The sequence below is a fragment of the Streptomyces sp. NPDC050704 genome, from assembly GCF_040654355.1.
GTDB lineage: Bacteria > Actinomycetota > Actinomycetes > Streptomycetales > Streptomycetaceae > Streptomyces.
On record NZ_JBFAHW010000148.1, the window covers coordinates 1 to 23457 of the forward strand.

The 23457-nt window shown below is 70.3% G+C and carries 21 protein-coding genes; 15 read left to right on the top strand and 6 right to left on the bottom strand.

Annotation, left to right across the window (positions count from 1 at the left end; translation table 11 throughout):
• Positions 1–1009 (bottom strand): LLM class flavin-dependent oxidoreductase (locus tag AB0I18_RS45940; RefSeq protein WP_363111775.1); only part of this gene is annotated, 1009 nt, incomplete at its 3' end.
• A gap of 200 nt (positions 1010–1209) precedes the next feature.
• Between AB0I18_RS45940 and AB0I18_RS45945 the strand changes: the two genes are divergently transcribed.
• On the top strand, positions 1210–2652 hold the full coding sequence (locus AB0I18_RS45945; protein ID WP_363111776.1) for an APC family permease: 1443 nt from the start codon (positions 1210–1212) through the stop codon (positions 2650–2652).
• A gap of 132 nt (positions 2653–2784) precedes the next feature.
• Positions 2785–3600, top strand: a complete 816-nt coding sequence (locus tag AB0I18_RS45950) for an SDR family oxidoreductase (protein ID WP_363111777.1) — start codon at positions 2785–2787, stop codon at positions 3598–3600.
• On the opposite strand, the gene AB0I18_RS45955 is transcribed toward AB0I18_RS45950, so the two are convergent.
• On the bottom strand, positions 3590–4885 hold the full coding sequence (locus AB0I18_RS45955; RefSeq protein ID WP_363111778.1) for a cytochrome P450: 1296 nt from the start codon (positions 4883–4885) through the stop codon (positions 3590–3592). The two genes, AB0I18_RS45950 and AB0I18_RS45955, sit on opposite strands and share 11 nt — an antisense overlap.
• A 34-nt stretch (positions 4886–4919) precedes the next feature.
• Positions 4920–6278: a glutamine synthetase family protein gene (locus AB0I18_RS45960; protein WP_363111779.1), complete on the bottom strand. Its 1359-nt coding sequence runs from the start codon at positions 6276–6278 to the stop codon at positions 4920–4922.
• Positions 6279–6510: 232 nt separating this feature from the next.
• Here AB0I18_RS45960 and AB0I18_RS45965 point away from each other — a divergent pair, with 232 nt between their 5' ends.
• The 7 genes from AB0I18_RS45965 (at position 6511) to AB0I18_RS45995 (ending at position 12993) form a co-directional block, all read left to right on the top strand.
• On the top strand, positions 6511–6699 hold the full coding sequence (locus AB0I18_RS45965) for a ferredoxin (protein WP_363111780.1): 189 nt from the start codon (positions 6511–6513) through the stop codon (positions 6697–6699).
• Between the two features lie 16 nt (positions 6700–6715).
• Entirely contained in the window at positions 6716–8014 is a 1299-nt protein-coding gene (locus tag AB0I18_RS45970; RefSeq protein WP_363111781.1) for an FAD-dependent oxidoreductase, read from the top strand.
• 8 nt (positions 8015–8022) lie between these two features.
• Positions 8023–8829 (top strand): acetoacetate decarboxylase family protein, encoded by an 807-nt coding sequence (locus tag AB0I18_RS45975; RefSeq protein ID WP_363111782.1) that lies wholly within the window; start codon positions 8023–8025, stop codon positions 8827–8829.
• A 248-nt stretch (positions 8830–9077) separates the two neighbouring features.
• Positions 9078–10547: an aldehyde dehydrogenase gene (locus AB0I18_RS45980; protein ID WP_363111783.1), complete on the top strand. Its 1470-nt coding sequence runs from the start codon at positions 9078–9080 to the stop codon at positions 10545–10547.
• On the top strand, positions 10540–11469 hold the full coding sequence (locus AB0I18_RS45985) for a 3,4-dihydroxyphenylacetate 2,3-dioxygenase (protein WP_363111784.1): 930 nt from the start codon (positions 10540–10542) through the stop codon (positions 11467–11469). Before AB0I18_RS45980 ends, AB0I18_RS45985 begins: the two co-directional genes overlap by 8 nt.
• A gap of 11 nt (positions 11470–11480) precedes the next feature.
• Positions 11481–12326, top strand: coding sequence for a fumarylacetoacetate hydrolase family protein (locus AB0I18_RS45990; RefSeq protein ID WP_363111785.1), 846 nt, complete (start codon positions 11481–11483; stop codon positions 12324–12326).
• An 85-nt stretch (positions 12327–12411) separates the two neighbouring features.
• Entirely contained in the window at positions 12412–12993 is a 582-nt protein-coding gene (locus tag AB0I18_RS45995; RefSeq protein ID WP_363111786.1) for a MarR family transcriptional regulator, read from the top strand.
• Between the two features lie 93 nt (positions 12994–13086).
• Here the strand turns inward: AB0I18_RS45995 and AB0I18_RS46000 are convergent, their stop codons facing one another.
• Positions 13087–13794 (bottom strand): gamma-glutamyl-gamma-aminobutyrate hydrolase family protein, encoded by a 708-nt coding sequence (locus tag AB0I18_RS46000; RefSeq protein WP_363111787.1) that lies wholly within the window; start codon positions 13792–13794, stop codon positions 13087–13089.
• A complete protein-coding gene (locus tag AB0I18_RS46005; protein WP_363111788.1) occupies positions 13791–15287 on the bottom strand; it encodes an aldehyde dehydrogenase in 1497 nt (498 codons plus the stop codon). Before AB0I18_RS46005 ends, AB0I18_RS46000 begins: the two co-directional genes overlap by 4 nt.
• A gap of 220 nt (positions 15288–15507) precedes the next feature.
• On the opposite strand from AB0I18_RS46005, the gene AB0I18_RS46010 reads away from it, so the two are divergent.
• The gene (locus AB0I18_RS46010; protein WP_363111789.1) at positions 15508–15939 is read left to right on the top strand and encodes a tetratricopeptide repeat protein; all 432 of its coding nucleotides are present in this window, start codon (positions 15508–15510) and stop codon (positions 15937–15939) included.
• Positions 15940–16030: 91 nt separating this feature from the next.
• Here AB0I18_RS46010 and AB0I18_RS46015 read toward each other — a convergent pair whose 3' ends face one another.
• Entirely contained in the window at positions 16031–16498 is a 468-nt protein-coding gene (locus tag AB0I18_RS46015) for a MarR family transcriptional regulator (protein ID WP_363111790.1), read from the bottom strand.
• Positions 16499–17416: 918 nt separating this feature from the next.
• Between AB0I18_RS46015 and AB0I18_RS46020 the strand changes: the two genes are divergently transcribed.
• The 5 genes from AB0I18_RS46020 to yjfF all read left to right on the top strand — a co-directional run bounded on the left by AB0I18_RS46020 (position 17417) and on the right by yjfF (position 23382).
• Positions 17417–18442, top strand: coding sequence for a LacI family DNA-binding transcriptional regulator (locus AB0I18_RS46020; protein WP_363111791.1), 1026 nt, complete (start codon positions 17417–17419; stop codon positions 18440–18442).
• A gap of 160 nt (positions 18443–18602) precedes the next feature.
• Complete coding sequence (locus AB0I18_RS46025; RefSeq protein ID WP_363111792.1) at positions 18603–19613, top strand: ABC transporter substrate-binding protein; 1011 nt, start codon at positions 18603–18605, stop codon at positions 19611–19613.
• A gap of 108 nt (positions 19614–19721) precedes the next feature.
• Positions 19722–21260 carry a sugar ABC transporter ATP-binding protein gene (locus AB0I18_RS46030; RefSeq protein ID WP_363111793.1) on the top strand — a complete coding sequence of 513 codons (1539 nt, stop codon included), beginning with the start codon at positions 19722–19724 and terminating at the stop codon, positions 21258–21260.
• Positions 21257–22357 carry an ABC transporter permease gene (locus AB0I18_RS46035; protein ID WP_363111794.1) on the top strand — a complete coding sequence of 367 codons (1101 nt, stop codon included), beginning with the start codon at positions 21257–21259 and terminating at the stop codon, positions 22355–22357. The genes AB0I18_RS46030 and AB0I18_RS46035 overlap by 4 nt, the downstream gene beginning before the upstream one ends.
• Entirely contained in the window at positions 22357–23382 is a 1026-nt protein-coding gene (yjfF, locus tag AB0I18_RS46040) for a galactofuranose ABC transporter, permease protein YjfF (RefSeq protein WP_363111795.1), read from the top strand. Before AB0I18_RS46035 ends, yjfF begins: the two co-directional genes overlap by 1 nt.
• Positions 23383–23457: the final 75 nt, after the last annotated feature.

Consider the following 23457-nt stretch of genomic DNA (forward strand, 5'->3'; position numbering starts at 1 on the left):
CCCCGCCAGCACGTTCCACCGCGTGATGTTCATCGCGTGGTCGTGGTACCACCACTGCACCGCCTGGTGGTCGTTCGGGTACTCGGAGAGCTGGGTCACGGCAGAAGGCCCCGACGCCGGCCGGGTCGTCGATGAACTGGTTGGGCTTGACGCAGAAGAGGCTGAAGCCCTGTTCGAGCTGCTCGGGGATGGCGGCGAGGGCCTGGCCGAGGTCGGCGGGGGAGCGGTCGTCGGGGAAGACCGGCCGGGTGCCGCCGATCATCTCCAGGTCGGCGATGTCGCGACCGGCGGCGGTCATGGCGGCCTTGAGGGTCTGAAGCTCTTCGGGGGAGGGGCGGCCCAGCGGGTGGAAGCCATGGGCGTGCTGGACCAGGCGGCGGAGCAGGGGGCCGTGGAGGTGCTGGCCGCCGAGCCACAGGCGGGGTCCGTCGGGGCGGTGGGCCTTGGGCTCGAAGTACACGTCCCGGAACGGGTAGTGGTCGCCGTCGTGGGAGACCGGGCCGGAGTCCGGGTTCCACAGCTTGGCCCAGATCGCGAGGTGCTCGTCGAGGAGCTTGCCGCGCTTGCCGAACGGGACACCCAGCGCGTCGTACTCGTCCCGGCTCCAGCTGACGGTCGGCTGCACGATGAGGCGCCCCTCGGAGAGCAGGTCGAGGGTGCCCAACTCGCGGGCCAGCAGCAGCGGGTGGCGCAGCGGGGCGAGGACCGCGGCGGCGGCGAGCCGGAGGCGTTCGGTGACGGAGGCGATGGCGCTGAGCATCATCAGGGAGTTGGGCCAGGGGGTGTACGGGTCCTGGTTGCCCGGCAGCGCCCAGTCGCGGGGGTTGCCCATGATGCCGCCCGCGACGGCGTCGGGGCCCAGCACGATGTGCTCGCTGACCATGACGGAGTCGAATCCGGCGTCCTCGGCCTCGCGCGCCCAGCGGACGGTGGCGGGAAGGTCGGCGCGGCCGCCGGTGAGCGTCCAGTTCTCGCTGAGCACGAGGAGCATGCGGGGAGTGGCGGTCATGAGGAGGGCCCCTGTCGGTCGGTCGTCTCCCAGGAAATGATTTGGGGTCAAACGTAAGCCCCTGTATGGGTGCCGACAACCCCCTGATGTGGATTCGTCGAGGGCATTGCGCACCGCCCGGCCCGGGGATAACGTACGGGCCCAAACGAGTCACCCAGGCGAATCCTCGATCGGGCGCCTCCCCCTGGACGGAGCGATCCATGTCGCCGTACAACAGCACCTCCCCACCCAAACTCAAACTGGTGGACGTGATCGCCCAGTCCGTCGGCTTCATGGGCCCGGTCTTCTCGGTGTCGATCCTGCTGCCCCAGCTCGTCGGCATCACCACCGCCACCGGCAAGGGCGCCGGCGGTGCCGCGCCGCTGGCCGTGCTGCTCGGCACCATCGGCATGCTCGGCATCGGCTGGATCGTTTCCGCGTACGCCCGCCGGATCCACGCGGCCGGCTCGCTCTACAACTACGTCACCGAAGGCATCGGCCCGCGCGTCGGCGCCGCCGCCGGATACGTCTACTACCTGGGCGTACTCATCCTCGGCGCCGCCATCGCCGTCCTGATCGGCGGCACCCTGCACGACACCCTCGCCGCCGAGTTCGGCTTCGACGCGGTGCCCGTCTGGGGCTGGAACCTGATACTGCTCGCGGTGCTGCTCGCCATCGTGCACATCGGCGTGCAGATCTCCGTGAAGGCCCAGTTGGTCCTGGCACTTGTCTCCATCGGCGTGCTCACGGTCTTCTTCGTCTACATCATCGTCAAGGTCGGCGGCGACAACAGCGTCAGCGCCTTCCAGCCCTCCAGCGCGGCCCAGGGCTGGGGTGGCATCGCCTTCTCCGTCATCTACGGCGTGCTGCTCTTCACCGGGTTCGAGGCCGCCGCCAACCTCGCCGAGGAGACCGCCGAGCCGAAGCGCGCCATCCCGCGGGCCGTCCTCATCTCGCTGATCGCCTCGGCCGCCTTCTTCCTGCTCGGCTCGTACGCGCAGATCGCCGGGTTCCACTTCAACGTCGCCGAGGTCGCCGAGAACGCCGGTGCGCCGATCACCGCCCTCGCCTCGCCGGGCGCGTACGGCTCGACCGGGGTGGCCCGGCTGGTCGAACTGGTCATCCTGCTCGACATGTTCGCGGTCTACATCGGCATCGGGGTCTCCAGCACGCGCGGCCTGCGGACCATGGCCAAGGACGGCTGGCTTCCGCGACCGATCGCCCGGCTCAGCGCCACCCGCGGCACCCCGGTGGTCGGCACGGTGATCGTCGGTGCGGTCTTCCTGACCTGCGTGCTGCTGAGCGCGGTCTTCCCGCACGCCGTCGAGGTGCCCGGCCTGCCGGACTACTTCGCCTGGTACGTCTGGCTGTCGGCCTTCGGCATCTTCTGCCTCGCCGTCATCTACTTCGCGATGTGCGCGGGCGCACCGCGCGGTCTGCGGGGGCATCGCAGCCCTGCCCTGGTGTGGATCAGCTCTGCTGTAGGCGTCGTGATCACCGGCGGTGCGCTGTTCGGCGCCGTCTACCAGGTACCGGCGCCCACCAAGTGGGCGGCGTACGCGGCGATCGGCTGGGTCGTGCTCGCGCTGGTCGCGGGCTTCGTGGTGCGGCCGGCCCGCACCGCGGAGCCGGTCCCGGCCAAGGCGGTGGCTTCCGGCGTCTGATCCCGGAGCCCGGATCCCGGAGCCCGGAGCCCGAAACGGACGCGCTGTGCGCCGGGCAGGCCTGTCTCAGGCTCGCCCGGCGCCGCGGCGCGCAAGCCAACAGCGCTGCGCGAGCCAAGAGAGCGGGAAGACATGGGACTTGACGGCAAGGTGGTACTGGTCGTCGGCGCCGGGAGCGGCATCGGCGCGGCTGTGGCGGCCCAGGCGGCCGCCGCCGGGGCGCGGGTGGTTGTGAGCGGGCGGCGGCGCGAGGCGCTGGAGAAGGTGGCGGCCGCCACGGGGGCGACGGCTCACCCCGCCGACGTGACGGTCCGCGACGAGGTCGAGGCGCTGGTCGCGGCCGTGGTCCAGGAGCACGGACGGTTGGACGGAGTGGTGGCGAGCGCCGGGGTGATCACGGCCGGGAAGGTGCTGGACATCGGCGACCAGGAGTGGGAATCCGCCCTGCGCACCAACCTCACCTCGGTGTTCCTGCTGGCCCGTGCCGCGCTGCCGCACTTGATCGAGGCGCGCGGCGCCCTGGTGACCGTGGGGTCGATAGCAGGCCACCGGGCGGCGGCGGGTTCGGCGGCCTACGCGGCGTCGAAGGCCGGGGCGGAGGTACTGACCTCGACCATCGCGGCGGAGTACGGCCCGCTCGGGGTCCGCGCGAACACCGTGTGCCCGGGCTGGACCCGCACCGAGATGGCGGACGAGGAGATGCGCGAGTTCGGCGAGCCGCACGGGCTGGACGTCGAGGAGGCGTACGCGCAGGCGACCGCCCTCGTACCGCAGCGCAGGGCGGCCGAGCCCGGCGAGATCGCCGACGCCGTGCTGTGGCTGCTGGGCCCGCGGTCCAGTTACGTCAACGGGACGGTGCTCACGGTCGACGGCGGCACGACCGCTGTCGACCCCGGCACCGTCCCGCTCGACTTCGGGCTCGCTCCACGAGGCCCGCTCAGTCCGTGAGTGTGACCTCGACCGGCAGCTTCTTGATGCCGTTGACGAAGTTGGAGCGCACCCGGGGGACTTCGCCGGTGAGCCGGATGTCCGCGATCCGCGGGATCAGCTCCTCGAACATGATCCGCATCTCGGTGCGCGCCAGCAGATTGCCCAGGCACAGATGCGGGCTGCCCTTGCCGAAGGTGATGTGGTCGTTGCTCTGCCGGGTGACGTCGAAGTCGTAGGGCCGCTCGAAGACCGCCTCGTCCCGGTTGCCGGAGGCGTACCACATCACCACCTTGTCGCCCTCCTTGATCCGCTTGCCGCCGAGCTCCACATCACGCGTGGCGGTACGGCGGAAGTGGTAGACGGGCGAGGCCCAGCGCAGGAACTCCTCGACGGCACCGGGCATCAGGGAGGGGTCCCGGCGGAGCCTGTCGAGCTGGTCGGGGTGCTGGATCAGGGCCAGCATGGAGTGCGAGATGGCGTGCCGGGTCGTCTCGTTGCCGGCCACGACCAGCAGCAGGAAGTAGTTGTCGAAGTCGTCCGCCGACAGTGGCACACCGTCCCGGGGGGTCTCGTTGACGAGCTTGGAGACCAGGTCGGTGCCGTTGCCGCCGCGCCGCTGACGGGCCAACTCCCGTCCGTACGCGAAGACTTCGAGCGACGCGGGGGACCGGAACGGCAGATGGCGGTACTGCTCACTGTCCGCGCTGTCCAGCAGCACGTCGGCGTAGTCGGGGTCGGTGTTGCCGATGATGCGGTTGCCCCAGTCGATGAGCTGCTGGGTGTCGTCCTCGGGGACGTCGAGGAGCCGGGCCAGGACGTTGATCGGGAAGTCCGCGGAGACCTCCTTGACGAAGTCGAAGCTGCCCTTGGCGAGGGCGGCGTCCAGTGTCCTGGCGGTCAGCCCGCGCAGGAAGTCGGCGTACTGGCCGATGACGCCCGCGCCGAACTGGCGCTGCAGCAGCCGGCGCATCGCCTGGTGGCGTACCCCGTCCAGTTCGAGGATGGAGGCACGCTTCTTGATCTGGTCGTCGTCGACCTCTTCGAGGTTGACGAACTTGGTGGAGGTGAAGGTCTCCGCGTCGCGGTCGACGCGGACGATGTCCTCGTGCCTGGTCAGCGCCCAGAAGCCGCGGTTGGGCGCCGGCTCGGGCTGCCAATGGACGGGGTCCTCGTGGCGGAGGGTGTGGAACATCCGCCAGGGCGTGACGCCGTCGACGAACTTGTCGTTGTCGGCGAGGTCGACCTCCGCCAGGGGCAGTGGGGTGCTGAAGTCTGCGGTCGTGCTGGTGTCGGTGCTGGTCATGTTCGGCTCCGTACGGGGTCCGCGGTGTCCTCGGTCAGATGTGCTGGGCGTACTCGCCGAACTCCCAGTCGGTGACGTAGTTCTGAAAGCGCGTCAGTTCGTTGCGCTTGTAGGCGAGGAAGGTGTCCGTGAAGGGCTTGCCGAGCAGGTCGGTCAGCTCGGTGTCGGCCTCAAGGGCGTCCAGCGCGGCATCCAGGGACTGTGGGAGTCGGCCGGCCCGGGTCTCGTCGTAGCCGTAGCCCTCGATGGGGGCGGGCGGCTCGGCGGCGTCGCGGATGCCGAGGTGCAGGGCCGCGACCAGACCGGCGACGGCGAGATAGGGGTTGGCGCTGGCGTCCCCGAGCCGCATTTCCAGCCGGGCCCCGCTGCCGCGCTCCGGGGGGATGCGGAGCATGGCGCTGCGCTTGTCCAGGCCCCAGTCGACGAGCCAGGGGGCGAGGGTGTCGCGGCCGAAGCGCTTGTACGAGTTGATGGTGGGGTTCAGCAGCGCGGTGAGCGCCGGGGCGTGCGCGAGCAGGCCGCCGATGGCGTGCCGGGCGATGGCGGAGAGCCCGTACTGCCCGGCCGGGTCGTCGAAGACGTTGCGGCCGTCGCCGTCCTCGCAGGACACGTGCAGGTGGAAGCCGGAGCCGCCGCTGTCGTTGAAGGGCTTGGCCATGAAGGTGGCGAGCCGTCCTTCGGTGCGGGCCAGCTCGCGGACGGCGGACTTGAAACGGAAGGCGCGGTCGGCGGCGTCCATGGCGGCGGAGTGGCTGAGGTTGATCTCGAACTGGCCGCCGTCGAACTCCTGGTTGCCGGAGGTGACGCCGATGTCGAGGCGGTCCAACTGCCGCAGGGTGCGCAGCAGATGGCTCTCCGGGTCGCCGCGCCGGCCGCTGCTGTAGACGTTGCCGGTCAGGCCGCTGTAGGGGGCCCAGCCGGTCGGGCTGCCGGGGGCCGGGTCGAGCAGGAAGTACTCCAGCTCCGGGCCGACGACGGCCTCCAGGCCGCTGGTGGCGAGAGCGCCGGTGAGCCGGCGCACCAGGTCGCGGGGGGACTCGGCGGCCGGGGCGCCGGTCGCCGGGTCGATCGGATCACCGAGGCACCAGGCCACGCCCGGCTCCCAGGGCAGCGCCACCAGGGTGTCGAGGTCGGGCCGTACCGAGATGTCCGGCAGTCCCTCCTCAAGGCCCCCCGGGGCATCGATGACATCGCCGCGCGGGGATGTCACATAGATCGCCCGGCAGAAGGCGAGGCCGTGGTCGCAGGCCGCGGGGAGGTGGCTGAGCAGGACGTCGCGGCTGCGGTCCACCCCGATCAGGTCGGGATAGGTGACGCGCACGATGTCGATGCCCTGGGCGGCGAGCCTTTCGACGTGCTGCCGGACCTGCTGGGCGGTGGACGGATCGCTCACCGGTGTCTCCTCAGGGGCGGAACGGGCGGCGGAGGTGATGGCCCTGCCAGTTGTTTGAAGCCAAACGATATGGACGGGCCCGGCTCGCCGCAACCATGTGCGCCGGAAAACTTGTGCGCTCCTCTGCTTCCTCCTCTCAGTTTCCTCTCCGTGATTCCTCTCCGCGGAGGGGTTGACCCGGGCGACGGCTCTTCGTAGTTTATTTGGAGCCAAACGATTTGAAGGAGCGGTCATGCGGATCGTCGTCGACACCGACAAGTGCCAGGACCACGGCCAGTGCGTCTTCGCGGCCCCCGATGTCTTCCGACTGGACGACGCCGGGCACCTCGTGCACGTCGGCGAACCGGACGAGGCCCTTCGCGAGGACGTCGAGGACGCCGCCGACGTGTGCCCGCTGCAGGCCATCCGGATCGAGGGCTGATCCGGTGAGTGGTCCGGTGAGCGGGCGCGTCGTCATCGCCGGGGCCTCGCTGGGCGGCCTGCGCGCCGCCGAGCAGCTGCGCGCGGTCGGCTGGACGGGGGAGATCGTCGCCGTCGGGGACGAGCCCCACATGCCGTACAACCGCCCGCCACTGTCCAAAGAAGCACTGGCCGGCAAAGCCACCCTCGCCTCCCTGTCCTTCCGCCCCCGCGCCTCCGCCGCGGACGTGCGGTGGCGGCTCGGCACGGCGGTGACCGCCGCCCGTCTCGCCGACCGGGTGGTCCGGCTCGACGACGGCACCGAGCTGCCCTTCGACGGCCTGGTCGTCGCCACCGGGATGCGCCCCCGCCGGCTGCGCTGCGCGGGCCCCACAGGACCGGGCAGCGGCCGCCACACGGTACGCACCCTCGCCGACGCGGAGGCCCTGCGCCCCGAGCTGACCCGGCCGGGGGCCCGCGTAGTGGTCATCGGCGCCGGTTTCATCGGCTGCGAGGTGGCCGCCACCGCGATCGGTCTCGGTGCGGCAGAGGTCACCGTGGTCGACCCCGAGCCGCTGCCCATGCTCCGGCCGCTGGGTGAGCTGCTGGCCCGCGCCCTGCTGCGGCGCCATGAGGAGCGCGGTGTGCGGTTCGCGCTGGGTACGGGAGTCTCCGCCTTCGCGGGCTACGAAGGGAAATCTCCCGGTGGTGGCCGAGGGAGGGTCACCGGCGTGGTCCTCGGCGACGGCAGGGTCCTCGCGGCCGACGTCGTCGTGGAGTCGGTCGGCTCCGTCGCCAACACCGAATGGCTGGACGGCAACGGCCTGGATGTCACCGACGGCGTACTGACCGACGAGCTGCTACGGGTCGTGACGAGCGAGCGACAGGGGACCAGGGCGCCCGAACGCGAGCGGCCGGAGCGCAGCCTGCCGTACGTCGTCGCCGTCGGAGATGTCGCCCGCTTCCCCAACGCCCGCTACGACGGGGTGCCCCGCCGCGTCGAGCACTGGTCGATCCCCGGCGACAGCGCCAAGCACGCGGCCCGCAGCCTCCTCGCGGGGATCACCGGTGAGGGCGACGACCCGGCCCCCTTCGCCCCGCTCCCCGCCTTCTGGAGCGACCAGCACGACTTCCGCCTGCAGGCCTTCGGCGCCGCCTCCCTCGGGACCGGGGACGTACGGGTCCTGGACGGTGACCCGGACGGCGATGTCGTCGTCGGCTACCACGCGGGCGGCCGACTCATCGGCGTGGTCGCCCTCGGGAGCCAGGCCGCCGTCACCCGTGCCGCCGCCCGCTACCGCGCGGAGCTGCTGCGGCAGCCCGCCCTCACCGCGTAAGGAACGTCATGGCCACTGTCCGCGGCTACTTCCACCCCAAGACCGCCACCGGCCGGTCGTCCCTCATTCCCGCGCCGCCGTGGCACTACTCCGGCGACCTGCTCACCATCGAGTACCGCACCGACCCCGCCCGGGTCCGCGAACTCCTTCCCGCCCCGCTGGAACTCGCCGACGACGACCCCGGCGCGGTCGCCCTCATCTGGGCCGACTGGCAGTCCTGCTCCTCCTCCGCCGAGGAACTCCTCGATCCGGTGCGCGCCCAGTACAAGGAGGCCTTCGCCGTGGTGCGCTGCTCCTACCAGGGCCGTACGTACTCGCGCTGCGTCCACATCTGGGTCGACAAGGACTTCGCCATCGCCCGCGGACTCCACCAGGGCTATCCCAAGAAGCTCGGCTCGATCCATCTGACGCGTCCGCATCCCTACGGCCCCGCCCCGCGCATCGAGGCCGGCGCCCGTTTCGGCGCGACGCTCGCCGCCGCCGACCGGCGGCTGGCACAGGCCGTGGTGACCCTGCGCGAACCGGCGCGGACCAACGGATTCGTCAACAGCCACCCCATGGCCCACCACCGCTGGCTGCCCTCCATCGAGAACGGCAAGGGCCTCGCCCTGGACGAGCTGATCGAGACCGGCGCCGCCTCCTTCGAGGCCGGGCAGGCCTGGACCGGCGACGCCGACCTGGAGCTGTTCGAAGCCCCGACGGAGGAGCTGGCCCGGCTGGAGATCCACGAACCGATCGCGGCGTACTACCGGCAGGTGGGCGTCGTCTGGGACGGCGGCCGCCTGCTGGAATCCGGCACCTCGGTGGCCGAGTAGCGCCACCGGCGGAACCCCGCGCCACCACAGCACATGGCGGGCAGCCGTTCCAAGGCGTACGGCGCAAGGCGTACGGCCCGAGGGGGCAGCCGTTTCCCGAGGTGTACGGCCCTGGGGCCCGGGTCGGCCCGTTTCCGGGAAGGGCGGGCCGGCAGGCGGCTCGCCGCAGGCGCCCCCGACGCGCGAAACCACTCACCATCCTTCGTCACCCGCACCCGCACCCGCACCCGTCACCTGGAGCACAGGACATGTCCGAGAAGACCACGGTCGCCGGGGTCGCCGTCGACACCCGGCACTGGATCGGCGGCGAACGCGTCGCCTCCGCCGGGACGTTCACCGATCACTCGCCCCTCGACGGCGTCGCTCTCGGCGAGATCTCCCGCGGCGGCGCCGCCGAGGCCGAGGCCGCGGTGGCCGCCGCCAAAGCGGCGTTCCCGGCCTGGGCGGCCACCCCGCGTGCCGAGCGCGCCCGCATCCTCCACGCCATCGCCGACGGAGTCGAGAAGCGGCTCGAAGACCTCGCGAACGTCGAGACCCTCGACAACGGCGCCCTGCTGCGCTCGCACCGCCGGGGCGTGATGCCCCGCGTCGCCCACAACTTCCGCTTCTTCGCGGACTGGCTGCTCACGCTCGACCACGAGGACTTCGACACGCGCGGCCACACCAACCACGTCTCCTGGGACCCGGCAGGACCCTGCGTCCTGATCACCCCGTGGAACGCCCCCTTGATGCTGGCCACCTGGAAGGTCGCCCCGGCCCTCGCCGCCGGCGACACCGTCATCCTCAAGCCCGCCGAGTGGTCCCCGCTCACCGCCTCGCTGCTCGCGGACATCGCCGATGCCGCCGGGCTGCCGGCCGGTGTCCTGAACGTCGTCCAGGGCTACGGCACCGAAGCCGGCAGCACCCTCGTCGCCCACCCGGACGTGCGCCGGATCAGCTTCACCGGCTCCGTACCGACCGCCAAACGCATCGCGGCGGCCGCGGCGGCCCATCTCACCCCGCTCAGCCTGGAGTTGGGCGGCAAGTCGCCGCTGCTGGTGTTCGCCGACGCCGACCTCGACCTCGCCGTGGACCTGGCCGTCGAGCAGTACGACAACGCGGGCCAGGTCTGCCTGGCGGCGACCCGCATCCTGGTCGAGTCCTCCATCGCCGAGGAGTTCACGGAGCGGTTCAAGGTCAAAGCGGCCGCGCTGACCCAGGGCGACCCCCGCGAGGAGGCCACCGACCTCGGCCCCACCATCCACCCGCGGCAGCTGGAGAAGGTCGACGGATTCGTCCAACGCGCTTTGGCAGCGGGCGCCCGCGCCGTCATCGGCGGCGGACCCAACTCCGAACTCGGCGGGCTCTACTACCGGCCCACCCTGCTCACCGATGTCGCCCAGGACTCCGAGATCGTCCAGGAGGAGGTCTTCGGCCCCGTTCTGACCCTCCAGACCTTCGACACCGAGGACGAGGCGGTCGCCCTCGCCAACGACACCCGCTTCGGCCTCGCCGCCACCCTCGCCACCGGCGACCCCGAGCGCGCCGAACGGGTCACCGCCCGGCTCGTCGCGGGCACGGTGTGGGTCAACTGCTTCTTCGTACGGGACCTTCAGGCGCCCTTCGGCGGCTCCCGGCTCTCCGGCGTCGGCCGGGAGGGCGGCACCTGGAGCTTCGACTTCTACTGCGACCTGAAGAACACCGTCACCGCGCCGAAGGGCTGGAACAACCATGGGTGAGATCGTCGGAGCGGGCCTGCTCGCACACGTCCCCACCATCGTGCTGCCCGAGGCCGAACGCCTGGAGCTCAACGGCGGCAAGGAGATCACCCTGGTCACGGGCCTCCGGCAGCTCCGCGAGGACGTCTTCGAGAACGATGCCGCCAACGAGTACGACACCGTCGTCGTCCTCGACTCCCACTGGGCCACCACGGTGGAGTTCGTCGTCGCCGCCCAGCAGCGCCGCGCCGGACTGTTCACCTCCGAGGAACTGCCGCGCGGCATGTGCCGGGTGCCGTACGACTACCCCGGCGACCAGGAACTGGCCCACAACATCGCGGGCTTCGCCGAGAAGCACGGCACCTGGATCACCCCGATCGAGGACGACTACCTGCCGGTCTACTACGCCACCATCAACCTGTGGCGGTTCCTCGGCGAGGGCCTGCCCGACAAGCGCTGGCTCACCATCGGCGTCTGCCAGACCGGCGACATGGAGGACCATCTGCGCCTCGGCCGCGCACTGGCCGACGGCATCGCCGCCACCCCCGGCCGCAGGGTGCTGGTGATCGCCTCGGGCGCGCTGTCGCACACCTTCTGGCCGCTGCGCGAGATCCGCGACCACGAGGCCAGCGACCCGAGCCACATCTTCACCCCCGAGGCCCGTGCGGCGGACGAAGAGCGCATCGCCTGGTTCAAGGAAGGCCGCCACGACAAGGTCCTCGACACGATGGACGACTTCTGGAAGTACAGGCCCGAGGCGAAGTTCTTCCACTACCTGATGATGGCCGGCGCCCTCGGCGAGCGGGCCTGCACCGCCCCGGGACGCCAGTACGGCGAATACGAGAACTCCGTCGGCACCGGCCAGGCGCACCTCTGGTTCGACCGCCCCGACGGGGGCTGGACCGCTCCCCGTACCGCCACCGCCGCCACCGACGCTTCCTGAGGAGTCGAGCCATGCCCGAGTACCGACGCATCCTGCTGGACGGCGCCACCGTCCAGGTCGTCCGCGACGGTGACGAACTCGTCGCCGGGGACGGCCGCCGTGTGAAAGCCGACGATGCCCAGCACCTGCCGCCCGTCGTCCCGTCGAAGATCATCGCGGTGCACCTGAACCACCGCAGCCGCGTGGACGAGTTCCGGATCCGGCTCACCCCGACCCCGACCTACTTCCACAAACCGACCTCCGCGCTCAACTCCCACAAAGGCGCTGTCGTCCGCCCGCACGGGCTGAAGTACCTCAACTACGAGGGCGAGGTCGCGATCGTCATCGGGAAGACCGCGCGCAACATCGCTCCCGCCGAGGCCGGTGAGTACATCGCGGGCTACACCGTCGCCAACGACTACGGCCTGCACGACTTCCGCGACACCGACGCCGGCTCCATGCTCCGTGTCAAGGGCTCCGACACCCTGTGCCCGCTCGGCCCGGGCCTGGTCACCGACTGGGACTTCCGGGGCAAGTCGCTGCGTACCTACGTCAACGGCCAGGTGGTGCAGGACGGTTCCACGGACGAGATGGAGTGGGACATGCACTACCTGGTCGCCGACATCGCCCGCACCATCACCCTCCACCCGGGTGACGCGCTGCTCTCCGGCACTCCGGCGAACTCGCGGCCGGTGCAGCCCGGCGACGTGGTCGAGGTCGAGGTCGAGGGTCTTGGCCGGCTCACCAACCACATCGTCAGCGGCCCCCTCGGCATCCGCGAGGACGTCGGAGCCCAGCCCACCGCTTCGGAGGAGGTGCTCTCCACGGCCCTCGGCGGCGACTGGGAGTTCCGCGGCATCCGGCCGCCACGGCGCTGACTCCCCGCCACGCTGACGCCCCCACCACCCCGTAGACTTTGTTCTTTGGGTTCGAACGACGCTCTGGAACATGTTCTGAAGGGGGATGCCCGTGGTCGGTCGGCGATCCGTCACCGAGACCGAGAAGCTGGTGCAGGCCAAGCTCGGTCACACTCCGATCCGCCACGAGCAGATGGCCGCGGTCGCGAACATCTACCGCGCCGCGGCCGCCGTCCGCCAGCACTTCGAGAACTCGGTGCTACGTGACTCCGAGCTGACCTGGACCGGTTTCGTCGTCCTGTGGGTCGTCTGGATCTGGGGCGAGATGGAGACGCGGTACGTCGCGGAGGAAGCCGGTATCTCCAAGGGCACCCTGACCGGCGTCGCCCGCACACTGGAGTCCCGTGGTCTCGTCAAGCGCGAGGCGCACCCGTCGGACGGCCGACGTGTTCTGCTGAGCCTCACGGATGAGGGCGAGCAGCTCATGGAGCAGCTCTTCCCCGCGTTCAACGCGGAGGAGGCCTTCGTCACGGAGCAGCTCACCGACGCCGAGTGCCGTTCCGTCGCCGGCGCCCTGCGCAAGATCGTCGTCCAGGTCGAGACCCATGGCGAGGAGCGTCGCCTCAACCTTCTCGGCGGCGCCGAGCCCGCCCCCCGGCGCAGCGGCCGCCGCCCGAAGGCGGAGTAGCGACGGTCGTCCGAGCCAGGCGCTCTCCAAGGGCCTGTCGCCAGAGGGGTGTTGGGCCGGACGCTGTCTTCTGCGCCCCCTTTGAGGACAGGCCTACGAACCCGCTGCCGCGACCAGCGCGTCGAACAGCCCCTGGGCGGCGGGGTCGTCACCGGCCGTGTCCTCGGGATGCCACTGCACGGCCGCGAACCAGCCCACCGCCGAGGTCAGTTCCATCGCTTCCACCGTCCCGTCGACCGCGCGGGCGGTGACGGCGAGACCGCTGCCGAGCCGGTCGACGCGCTGGTGGTGGTAGCAGGACGCGTCGACCTTCTCGGCCCCGCAGGCCCGCGCGACGACGGAACCGGGGAGCAGGGCCACCGGGTGCACCAGGTGCCGGTGCTCGGTGCCGGGTCCCGCACTGCCCATGTGCTGCTCCAGAGTGCCGCCGAGGGCGACGTTGACGGCCTGCAGCCCCCGGCAGACCGCCAGCAGCGGGAGCCCGGCGCCGAGCGCGTGGCGGGCGACGGCCAGATCGAAGGCGTCCTGCGTGACGTCCACGTCGTAGACGGCTTCATGCGCGTCGGACGCTCCGTACAGGCGCGGGTCGAGGTCACCGCCGCCGGGGAGCAGGACGCCGTCGAAGCGGGAGAGCCGGGCGGAAACGCACGCCGGGTCGGGGTCGGGGTGGATGGTGGCGGGCTCGCCGCCCGCCCGGTAGACGGCCTCGACCAGGGCGCGGGCGTTGACCTCGGCGGCGTACCGCAGCGCGGACGTGGTGGCCGAGAAGCGGGCGGGTATCGCGATCAGCGGCCGGGTCACAGCTGGATCCAGGTCGTCTTGAGGTCCGTGTACTTGTCCACGGCGTGCGCCGACTTGTCGCGGCCGTTGCCGGACTGCTTCATACCGCCGAAGGGCACGGTGAGGTCACCTTCCTCGTAGCAGTTGACCCACACCGTCCCGGCCTTGAGCGCGCGGGAGACGCGGTGCGCGGTCGACAGGTCGGAGGTCCACAGCCCGGCCGCGAGCCCGTACTCGGTGTCGTTGGCGAGGGCGACCGCCTCGTCGACGTCGTCGAAGGTGAGCACGGACAGCACCGGACCGAAGATCTCCTCACGGGCCAGGCGGGAGCCCGGAGCGACCCGGTCGAACACGGTCGGCGCGAGGAAGCTGCCGGGGCGGCCGGGCAGCGCCCGCTCGCCGCCGGTACGGAGCCGGGCGCCTTCCGCGGTCCCGGTGGCGATGTGGCCGAGGACCCGGTCCAGATGGGCCTCGCCGACGAGAGCCCCCATCTCGGTGGCGGGATCGAGAGGGTCGCCGATCCGCAGGGCGCGAGCGCGCTGGACCACGGCGTCGGTGACGCGCTCGGCGACCGAGGAGTGCACCAGCAGCCGGGAGGGCGCGGTGCACATCTCGCCCTGGTTGAAGAAGATGCCCCAGGCGGCGGTGGCGGCGGCGCGCTCCAGGTCGGGAGCGTCGGGAAGGATGATGTTGGGCGATTTGCCGCCCAGTTCCAGCCACACCCGCTTGAGGTTGGAGTCCGCCGCGTAGTGCAGGTACTGCCGTCCCACGGCGGTGGATCCGGTGAACGCCAGCACATCCACGTCGGGGTGCAGCCCGAGTGCCCGCCCGGCGGTGGGCCCGTCGCCGGTGACGACATTGAGCACGCCCGGCGGCAGACCGGCCTCGGTCGCCAGCCGCCCGAGCAGCAGGGCCGACAGGGGAGAGGACTCGGACGGCTTGAGCACCACCGTGCACCCGGCCGCCAGCGCCGGAGCCACCTTCCAGGAGGCCAGCGTCAGCGGGAAGTTCCACGGCACGACCGCGCCCACCACGCCGGACGGCTCCCGGGTGACGAGGGCCAGGGCGCCGGGGGCGACATGCGGTGCCTCGTCGGTGAGCTTGTCCGCGAGCTGCCCGTACCAGCGGAAGGTGGTGATCGCGGCGCGCAGCTCGATGTCGTACGCATCGGTGACGGGCTTGCCCATCTCCAGACTCACGGTGAGCGCCAGTTCGGTCCGGTGCTCCTCCAGCAGCTCGGCGAGACGCAGCAGCACCCGGCCGCGGTCGGCCGGCGCGAGCGCGGGCCACGGTCCGGAGTCGAAGGCACGGCGCGCCGCGGCGACCGCGAGGTCCACCTCCTTCGCCCCGGCGTCGGCGATGCGCGCCAGCACCCGCCCGTCCCGGGGCGAGACGACGTCGAAGGTGCCGCCCGAGCCCGGCTCGTCGGCGCCGTCGATGTGGTGACGGTCCGGCAGGCGCGGTCCCAGTGCCTCGGCGCGGCGCACCCAGTCCTCGTGGCTGTCGTCCAGCATGCGTGCCTCCGCCGACTAGTTATTTGAACCCAAACGATAACTCCAAAGGCGTCGATCGACAATGCGCTCGGGTGAAGCCGCGTCTCCCGGACCCAGCACGGGAGCCCGGGGAACCCTGGGAACCCGGGGAATGCCCTCATGCGGTTGAACGTTCAACCGCCAAAGGGCTCCGTGATCTCCGTGAACGGATGCCGCAGGTGACGCCGGGAGAGGGATTCTCGTGATCGACAACTTCAACGACTTCCAGCCGGACGGTACCCCCGCCGCCGACCGCTGGGCCACCGCCCTGCATCTCTTCGACGACGGCGTCGGCGCGCCCCACGAGGAGACCACCGGCGAGCGCTGGGAGCGTGCCGGGCTGCTCTTCGAGGCCAAGGACTACATCTCGGCCGCCAAGCTGCTGAGCGCCGTCGTGGAAGAAGTCCCCGAGCAGACCGCCCCGCGGCTGCTGCTGGCCCGCGCCTACTACCACTCGGCCCAGCTGGGGCGTGCGGAGGAGCAGCTCCGCAAGGTGATCGACCGGGACCCCGTCGAGCACTACGCCCACCTCATGCTCGGCCGCACCCTGCAACGGCAGGGGCGCGCCGACGAGGCCGAGCCGTGGCTGCGCATGGCCGCCGCCTTCGCCGGTGAACTCGCCGTCGACGGCTGAGGGGCACCTGGGCCGCGTACGAGATCAATGTCCGACAATGGCGCCGACGGAAAGTCGGCGCCATTGTCGTCGGCAGCCGTTGCCCGGCTGCTCAGGGGCGGTCCTTCTCCAGCTGTTCGAGGATGCGGTTCGAGATCTGGGCGAACACGGCCAGCTCTGCCGGGCTGAGCGGGTCGATGAACAGCCGGCGGACCGCTTCGACGTGGTGGGGCGCCGCCGTCGCGATGGCCTCACGGCCGGCGGGGGTGACGACGACGAACGCGCCGCGTCCGTCGTCGATGCACTCCTCCCGGACGACCAGGCCGCGCTTGGCCATCCGTCCGATGTGATGGGACATCCGGCTCTTCTCCCACTCCATCGCCCTGGCCAGCTCCAGGATGCGCAGCCGCCCCTCGGGGACTTCGGTGAGGTGGACGAGTACTCCGTAGTCGGGGACGGACAGGCCCGACTCGGCCTGCACCTCGCGGCCCAGTCGGCCGACGAGCTTGTCCTGCAGCCGCACGAAGCTGCGCCAGGCGTGTTGCTCCGTCTCGGTGAGCCAGCGCGTTGTCTCAGTCATGCGTATCAGTGTAGTCGGTAGTTGATGCATCACCTGAGCTGGAGCTGTCGACCGGCCGAGGCGGAGCTCAGTGACGCCCGACTGCGTGCCCGGTGCCACTCGGGGCGCAGTGCCTTTCGGGGATCGGCGGCCGGCTCTCCCGGCCGTGCGGCGGCGGAGCCTGCCTGCCGCAGCCGGTGACGGAGGGTGTCTGTGGACCGCCCGGTGGGTTGGGCTCCGTCGGGCGGTCTGCCTCTGCCTCAACGCTCGGCGCCGTCCCGTGAGTTGCTCTGCTGTCCGGACTGTCTGTCCGTCGCCGCTCGACGACGAGCGGGTGTGCGCCGATCACCGCTTCGTCGTCCTCTCTGCGGGCCCATGGCCCGTGTCGTTCGAGTACCGCCGGAGGGCGGGCCGTGTCCTCCGGCCGGAACCGAGCATCAACAACGTCCGAAATACCGTTCGTGGTTCGAAGTTTCGTTGCTGAAAATAGGGCCGTGTCTCATGCACGTCAATACCTGTGCCGGGACCCGCGTCACGGAGAGCGGGAGTCGCCACCAGAGGTCGCTCCGGCGAGCCACCTCTCCACCCCCATGCTTCCGGCGCGTTACTCAAACGTGACGCCTTCCTTCTGCGGGACCCCTTGACCCGCATGAATTGTTAGCGCTCACAATGACCTCCGCATCACATGAACCGACATCCGAGGAGGTACGACCGTGCTGTTCGCAGCGCCGCAGCCTGCCTCCGTGGCCGATGTCGTGAGGCTCTGGGTCGGTCGTACGGGCCGATCCCCCGGCCGGTCGGGGGACGGGGACACACTCGGAGAGTTACCCGGCCGCCGGGTGGGCCGGCCGCCGCGGAGGCAGGTCGGACCCTGCCTCGCGGACACGTCCACCCACGTCACAAGTCTTTCCGGTATACGACCGCCAAGGAGGTGCGGCCATGGCACAATCACAGCTTCGGCCGCCCACCATGGCCGATGTCGCGCGACTGGCGGGCGTGTCCCACCAGACTGTTTCCCGCGTACTGGGGGATCACCCCAACGTGCGGGACGAGACACGGGCCAAGGTGCTGCACGCGATCGAGGAAATGGGCTACCGCCCCAACTCCTCCGCACGGGCCCTGGCCACTCGCCGCACCCGGACCCTGGGGGTGGTCGCCTCCAACACGACGCTGTACGGTCCGGCCAGCACGTTGTTCGCGTTGGAAGAGGCGGCGCGGGCCGAGGGTTACCTCGTCTCGACCGTGAGTCTGCGCGAGATGACCGTCGAAACGTTCTCCGAGGCGCTTGACCACCTCAGGGACGGCGGAGTGGAGGGCGTCGTCGCCATCGCTCCGCGCCAGTCGGCGGTCGCCGCTCTCGCCGAACTCCGTCACCCCTTCCCGGTGGTGACCGTGGGCAGCGGGCACGGCCTGGGAATCCCCAGCGTCAACGTGGACCAGCAACTGGGCGCCCGGCTGGCCACCGGCCATCTGCTGGCCGCCGGCCACCGTACGGTCTGGCACCTCGCCGGACCCGAGGACTGGCAGGAGGCGGCGGACCGGGTCATCGGGTGGCGGGCGACCCTGGAGGCGGCGGGCATAGCGCCGCCGCCGATGCTGAGCGGGGACTGGAGTCCGCTGTCGGGCTACCAGGCGGGCCAGGAACTGGCCGGCTGGGTGGGCCGGGGGCTGACCGCGGTCTTCGTGGCCAACGACCAGATGGCACTGGGGGTGTTGCGGGCACTTCGCGAAGCGGGTGTGCGAACTCCCCGGGACGTCGCGGTCGTCGGGTTCGACGACATCCCGGAGTCGGGGTTCTTCGCCCCGCCGCTCACCACCGTCCGACAGGACTTCTCGGCGGTGGGCAAGCGGAGCATCGCCCTGCTCCTGGACCTGATCGAGGGCCGGGCCCCTTCCGGGGCCTCCCGGATCGTCATCGAGCCCCAGTTCGTCGTCCGCGCCAGCAGTTCCCCGCACCCACCCTGATCGCGGGCTCTCTGACGCGACACCCGCCGAATCCGTCACCGGACCGGCATGACCGATATTTCGAACGATGATCGACAGGCTGGACGCAGTGCAGGCTGTCCCATCGAGCAAGCGAGTACCAGCAGGCCCTCCCGGGCCGGCTCTTCAAAGGAGAAGAAACATGCTCAACAGACGCAACTTCCTCACTGCGGCGGTCGGCGTGGCGGCGGCGGGCGGCCTGGCGGCCTGTGCCAAGGAGGACGACAGCTCCTCGGACTCCAGCACCGGTAGCGGTGGCGGCAAGAAGCTCACCCTCGGCTTCTCCCAGGTCGGCTCGGAGAGCGGCTGGCGCAGCGCCAACACCGACTCGGTCAAGTCGGCGGCCAAGGAGGCGGGTTACACCCTCAAGTTCTCCGACGCGCAGCAGAAGCAGGAGAACCAGATCTCCGCGATCCGCAGCTACATCACCCAGGGCGTGGACGTCATAGCCTTCTCGCCGGTGGTCGTCACCGGCTGGGACGCGGTGCTGAAGGAGGCCAAGGCCAAGAAGATCCCGGTGGTCCTCACCGACCGCTCGGTCGAGACCTCCGACGAGTCCCTGTTCGTCACGCTCGTCGGCTCGGACTTCACGGACGAGGGCCGGCGCGCGGCCAAGATCCTGGAGAAGGTCCTCGAGAAGGCCGGCCACAAGGGCGCCGTGAAGATCGCACAGCTGGAGGGCACCACCGGTGCCGCCCCCGCGATCGAGCGTGCCAAGGGCTTCAAGGAGATCATGGACGCCGACCACAAGGACGACTGGAAGATCGTCGTCAGCCAGACCGGTGACTTCACCCGCGCCGGCGGCAAGCAGGTCATGGCGGCCTTCCTGCAGTCCAACCCGGACATCAACGTGCTCTACGCGCACAACGACGACATGGGCATCGGCGCCATCCAGGCCATCGAGGCGGCCGGCAAGAAGCCCGGCAAGGACATCCTGATCGTCACGGTCGACGGCGTGAAGGACGGCTTCGTCGCCATGTCCGAGGGCAAGATCAACGCGATCGTCGAGTGCAACCCGCTGCTCGGCACCCAGCTGATGGAGGTCGTGCAGAAGGTCAAGGACGGCGAGACGGTCGAGCGCTGGATCAAGACCAAGGAGAGCGACTTCATGCAGGACCAGGCCAAGGCCGCACTCCCCACCCGCAAGTACTGACCGACCGCACCCACCGGCAGGGAGCCTCCGCCCGACCGACCCCTCCGTCCGGAGGGCGGTCCAGGGGGCTCCCCGCGGGCCTGAACGAAATCCATGAGGAGCGCTGCCATGGCAGAGCCGCTGCCCGTCCTGGAGATGACGGGCATAGTCAAAGAGTTTCCGGGGGTACGGGCTCTGTCGGGTGTCGACTTCCGGCTCTTCCCCGGCGAGATCCACGCCCTGATGGGCGAGAACGGGGCCGGGAAGTCCACTCTCATCAAAGTGCTGACCGGCGTCTACTCGCTGGACGACGGCACGATCACCCTCGACGGGACGTCCGTGCAGATCGACAGCCCGCTGCAGGCGCAGCAGGCCGGTATCAGCACGGTCTACCAGGAGGTGAACCTCTGCCCCAACCTGTCGGTGGCGGAGAACATCTTCATCGGACGTGAACCCACCCGCTTCGGCCGCATCCAGTGGTCGCGCATGCGCAAGGAAGCGGCGGAGCTGGTCGACCGGCTCGGCCTCGACATCGACGTCACCGCGCCCCTGTCCTCGTACCCGCTGGCCGTGCAGCAACTGGTCGCGATCGTACGGTCGGTGGGCACCGGCGACAGCGACGGCGCGGGCGCCGGCACCAAGGTGCTGGTCCTCGACGAACCGACGTCCAGCCTCGACCGCGACGAGGTCCTCGAACTGTTCCGCCTGATGCGGCAGTTGAGGGACGAAGGCGTGGCGATCCTGTTCGTCTCGCACTTCCTCGACCAGATCTACGAGATCTGCGACCGCATGACCGTCCTGCGCAACGGCACCCTCGTCGGCGAGCACATGGTCAGCGACCTCGACCAGGTCGGCCTTGTCCAGCTGATGATCGGCAAGGCCCTGGACCAGCTGGAGGAGCTCCACGACCACCAGCTGCGTGCCGACGTCGGCGAGCCGCTGGTCCAGGCCGACGGCCTCGGCAGGACCGGTGCCATCGCCCCCTTCGACCTGGAGATCAAGAAGGGCGAGGTCCTCGGACTGGCCGGACTGCTCGGCTCGGGCCGCACCGAACTCGCCCGGCTGCTCTTCGGCGCCGACCAGCCGGACAGCGGCAAGGTCACCATCGGCGGCAAGCCGGTCTCGATGAGCGCCCCGAACGACGCGATCGGCGCGGGTGTCGCGTTCTGCTCGGAGAACCGCAAGGCCGAGGGCCTGGTACCGGACCTGACGGTGCGGGAGAACATCATCCTCGCCCTGCAGGCCTCGCGCGGCTGGACCCGGCCCATCCCGGCCGCCCAGCGCGACGAACTGGTCGCCAAGTACATCAAGGCGCTGGACATCCGCCCCGCCAACCCGGAGGCCCGGGTCGGCCAGCTCAGCGGCGGCAACCAGCAGAAGGTGCTGCTCGCCCGCTGGCTCATCACCCAGCCGAAGCTGCTGATCCTGGACGAGCCGACGCGCGGCATCGACGTCGGCGCGAAGGCGGAGATCCAGAAACTCGTGGTCTCGCTCTCCGAGGAGGGCATGGCCGTGCTGTACATCGCGGCCGAGCTGGAGGAGGTGCTCCGGCTCAGTCACACCATCGGAGTGCTGCGTGACCGCAAGCTCGTGGCGCAGCTCGCCAACGGGCCCGAGATCACCCCCACCCGGATCCTGGAGACCATCGCGAGCGGAGAGCACCAGTGACCACCACTGCCCGATGGCGAGCGCTGACGCAGCATCACCTGTTCTGGCCGGTCGCCGTGCTGGTCATCCTGCTGCTCGTCAACGTTCCCTTCACCCCCGACTTCTTCTCGATCAAGATGACGGACGGCCACCTCTACGGCAGCCTCGTCTCGATCGTGCTGTTCGGCTCGCCGCTGATCCTGGTGGCCGTCGGCATGACCCTGGTCATCGCCACCGGCGGCATCGACCTCTCGGTCGGCGCGGTCGTCGCGATCACCGGCGCACTGACCTGTTCGTACATCAGTGACCAGGCCGACCAGGGCGCCCTCTCCGGGGTGCTCCTCGCGATGGCGCTGGGGCTGGTGGCCGCGGTCGTCTGCGGCCTCTGGAACGGCTTCCTGGTCGCCAGGATGGGCATCCAGCCGATCATCGCCACGCTGATCATCATGGTCGCCGGGCGCGGCGTCGCCCAGCTGATCACCGACGGCCAGATCATCACCGTCAACAGCGAGCCGTACAAGCTGATCGGCGGCGGCTACTGGCTGACGCTGCCCTTCTCCATCTTCGTGGTGGCCGCGGTCGTGGCCGTCACCGTGGCGCTGACCCGCCGCACGGCGCTCGGCCTGCTCGTCGAGTCGGTCGGCGGCAACGCCGAGGCGAGCCGCCTGGTGGGCATCAGGTCGATGCGCATCAAGATCATGGTCTATGTGTTCTGCGCGGTGTGTGCGGGCATCGCGGGCCTGATGATCAGCTCCAACACCTCGGCCGCGGACGGCAACAACGCCGGTCTGTGGATCGAGCTGGACGCGATCCTCGCCGTGGTGATCGGCGGTACGTCGCTGTTGGGCGGCCGGTTCTCCATCGGCGGCACGGTGGTCGGCGCGCTCGTCATCCAGACCCTGACCACCACGATCTACACCATCGGTGTGCCGACCCAGACCAACCTGGTCTTCAAGGCCGCCGTCGTCATCATCGTCTGCCTGATGCAGTCCCCGAAGTTCCGCGCCAAGGTGTTCGGCTCCAGGAACTTCGGCGCCAAGGGAGGGGGCAAGCAGGCCGCGGCCCCGGCGGAGCCCGCCGCCACGACCGAGGCCGCTCCCAAGATGGAGGTGTCGTGATGAGCACGACCACCCAGAAGCCCAAGGTGCCCGACACCCGTGCGATGCCCAGCAGGGCCGCGCGTGTCCTCGGCGACCGGCGGCTGCCCGTCCTGGTGACGGCCGGACTCTTCCTCGTGATGTACGTCATCGGTCTGAGCCGGTACCAGAACTACGGGTTCGGCGAGACACAGGTCTTCATGAACCTGTTCATCGACAACGGCTACCTGCTGGTCGCCGCCGTCGGTGCCACCTTCGTCATCCTGTCCGGCGGCATCGACCTCTCCGTCGGTTCCGTGATCGGCTTCACCACCATGTTCACGGCATGGCTGGTGGAGCGTCAGGGCCTGCCGATCCTGGTGGTGATACCCATGGCGCTGGCCGTGGGCGCCTTCGGCGGCTTCCTGATGGGCTACGTGATCCACAACTTCGAGATCCAGCCCTTCATCGTGACCCTCGCGGGCCTCTTCCTCTTCCGGGGCCTGTGCCTGGTCATCAGCAAGGAGTCCATCTCCATCAGCGACTCCTCGGTCAGCAGCATGGCCCAGACACAGGTGTCACTGGGCGGGGCCTTCCTGTCGATCGGGGCCATCGTCGCGCTGGTCGTACTGGCCGCCGCGTTCTACGTACTGCACTACACCCGCTTCGGACGCCGGGTGTACGCCATCGGCGGCAACGAGCAGTCGGCGATGCTGATGGGTCTCCAGCAGGGCGGCACGAAGATCGCCGTGTACACGATGAGCGGCTTCTGCTCGGCGCTCGCGGGGCTGCTCTTCACCCTGTACATCCAGTCCGGTGACCCGCTGCACGCCACGGGTATGGAGCTCGACGCGATCGCCGCGGTCGTCATCGGCGGCACGCTGCTCACGGGCGGCTCCGGCTATGTGCTGGGCACCCTGTTCGGCGTGCTCGTGCTCGGCCTGATCAAGAGCATCATCCAGTTCGAGGGCACGCTCAGCTCCTGGTGGACGAAGATCGCCACGGGTGTGCTGCTCTGCGCCTTCATCCTGATCCAGCGGGCGATGACGGCACGGAAGAAGACCTGACCTGGACGCTCTGGCGGCCTTGCTCGGTCAGGGCGCCGGCCGGGGCCGTGAGCCGGATCATCGGCATGGCATACC

Bases quoted from the DNA above. Each gene is read 5' to 3' on its own strand.
- AB0I18_RS45980 (WP_363111783.1), top strand. From the start codon at position 9,078: ATGTCCGAGAAGACCACGGTCGCCGGGGTCGCCGTCGACACCCGGCAC.
- AB0I18_RS45945 (WP_363111776.1), top strand. From the start codon at position 1,210: ATGTCGCCGTACAACAGCACCTCCCCACCCAAACTCAAACTGGTGGAC.
- AB0I18_RS45995 (WP_363111786.1), top strand. From the start codon at position 12,412: ATGCCCGTGGTCGGTCGGCGATCCGTCACCGAGACCGAGAAGCTGGTG.
- AB0I18_RS46030 (WP_363111793.1), top strand. From the start codon at position 19,722: ATGGCAGAGCCGCTGCCCGTCCTGGAGATGACGGGCATAGTCAAAGAG.
- yjfF (WP_363111795.1), top strand. From the start codon at position 22,357: ATGAGCACGACCACCCAGAAGCCCAAGGTGCCCGACACCCGTGCGATG.
- AB0I18_RS45955 (WP_363111778.1), bottom strand. From the start codon at position 4,885: ATGACCAGCACCGACACCAGCACGACCGCAGACTTCAGCACCCCACTG.
- AB0I18_RS46025 (WP_363111792.1), top strand. From the start codon at position 18,603: ATGCTCAACAGACGCAACTTCCTCACTGCGGCGGTCGGCGTGGCGGCG.
- AB0I18_RS45985 (WP_363111784.1), top strand. From the start codon at position 10,540: ATGGGTGAGATCGTCGGAGCGGGCCTGCTCGCACACGTCCCCACCATC.
- AB0I18_RS46005 (WP_363111788.1), bottom strand. From the start codon at position 15,287: ATGCTGGACGACAGCCACGAGGACTGGGTGCGCCGCGCCGAGGCACTG.
- AB0I18_RS45990 (WP_363111785.1), top strand. From the start codon at position 11,481: ATGCCCGAGTACCGACGCATCCTGCTGGACGGCGCCACCGTCCAGGTC.
- AB0I18_RS45950 (WP_363111777.1), top strand. From the start codon at position 2,785: ATGGGACTTGACGGCAAGGTGGTACTGGTCGTCGGCGCCGGGAGCGGC.
- AB0I18_RS45965 (WP_363111780.1), top strand. From the start codon at position 6,511: ATGCGGATCGTCGTCGACACCGACAAGTGCCAGGACCACGGCCAGTGC.
- AB0I18_RS45975 (WP_363111782.1), top strand. From the start codon at position 8,023: ATGGCCACTGTCCGCGGCTACTTCCACCCCAAGACCGCCACCGGCCGG.
- AB0I18_RS46020 (WP_363111791.1), top strand. From the start codon at position 17,417: ATGGCACAATCACAGCTTCGGCCGCCCACCATGGCCGATGTCGCGCGA.
- AB0I18_RS46015 (WP_363111790.1), bottom strand. From the start codon at position 16,498: ATGACTGAGACAACGCGCTGGCTCACCGAGACGGAGCAACACGCCTGG.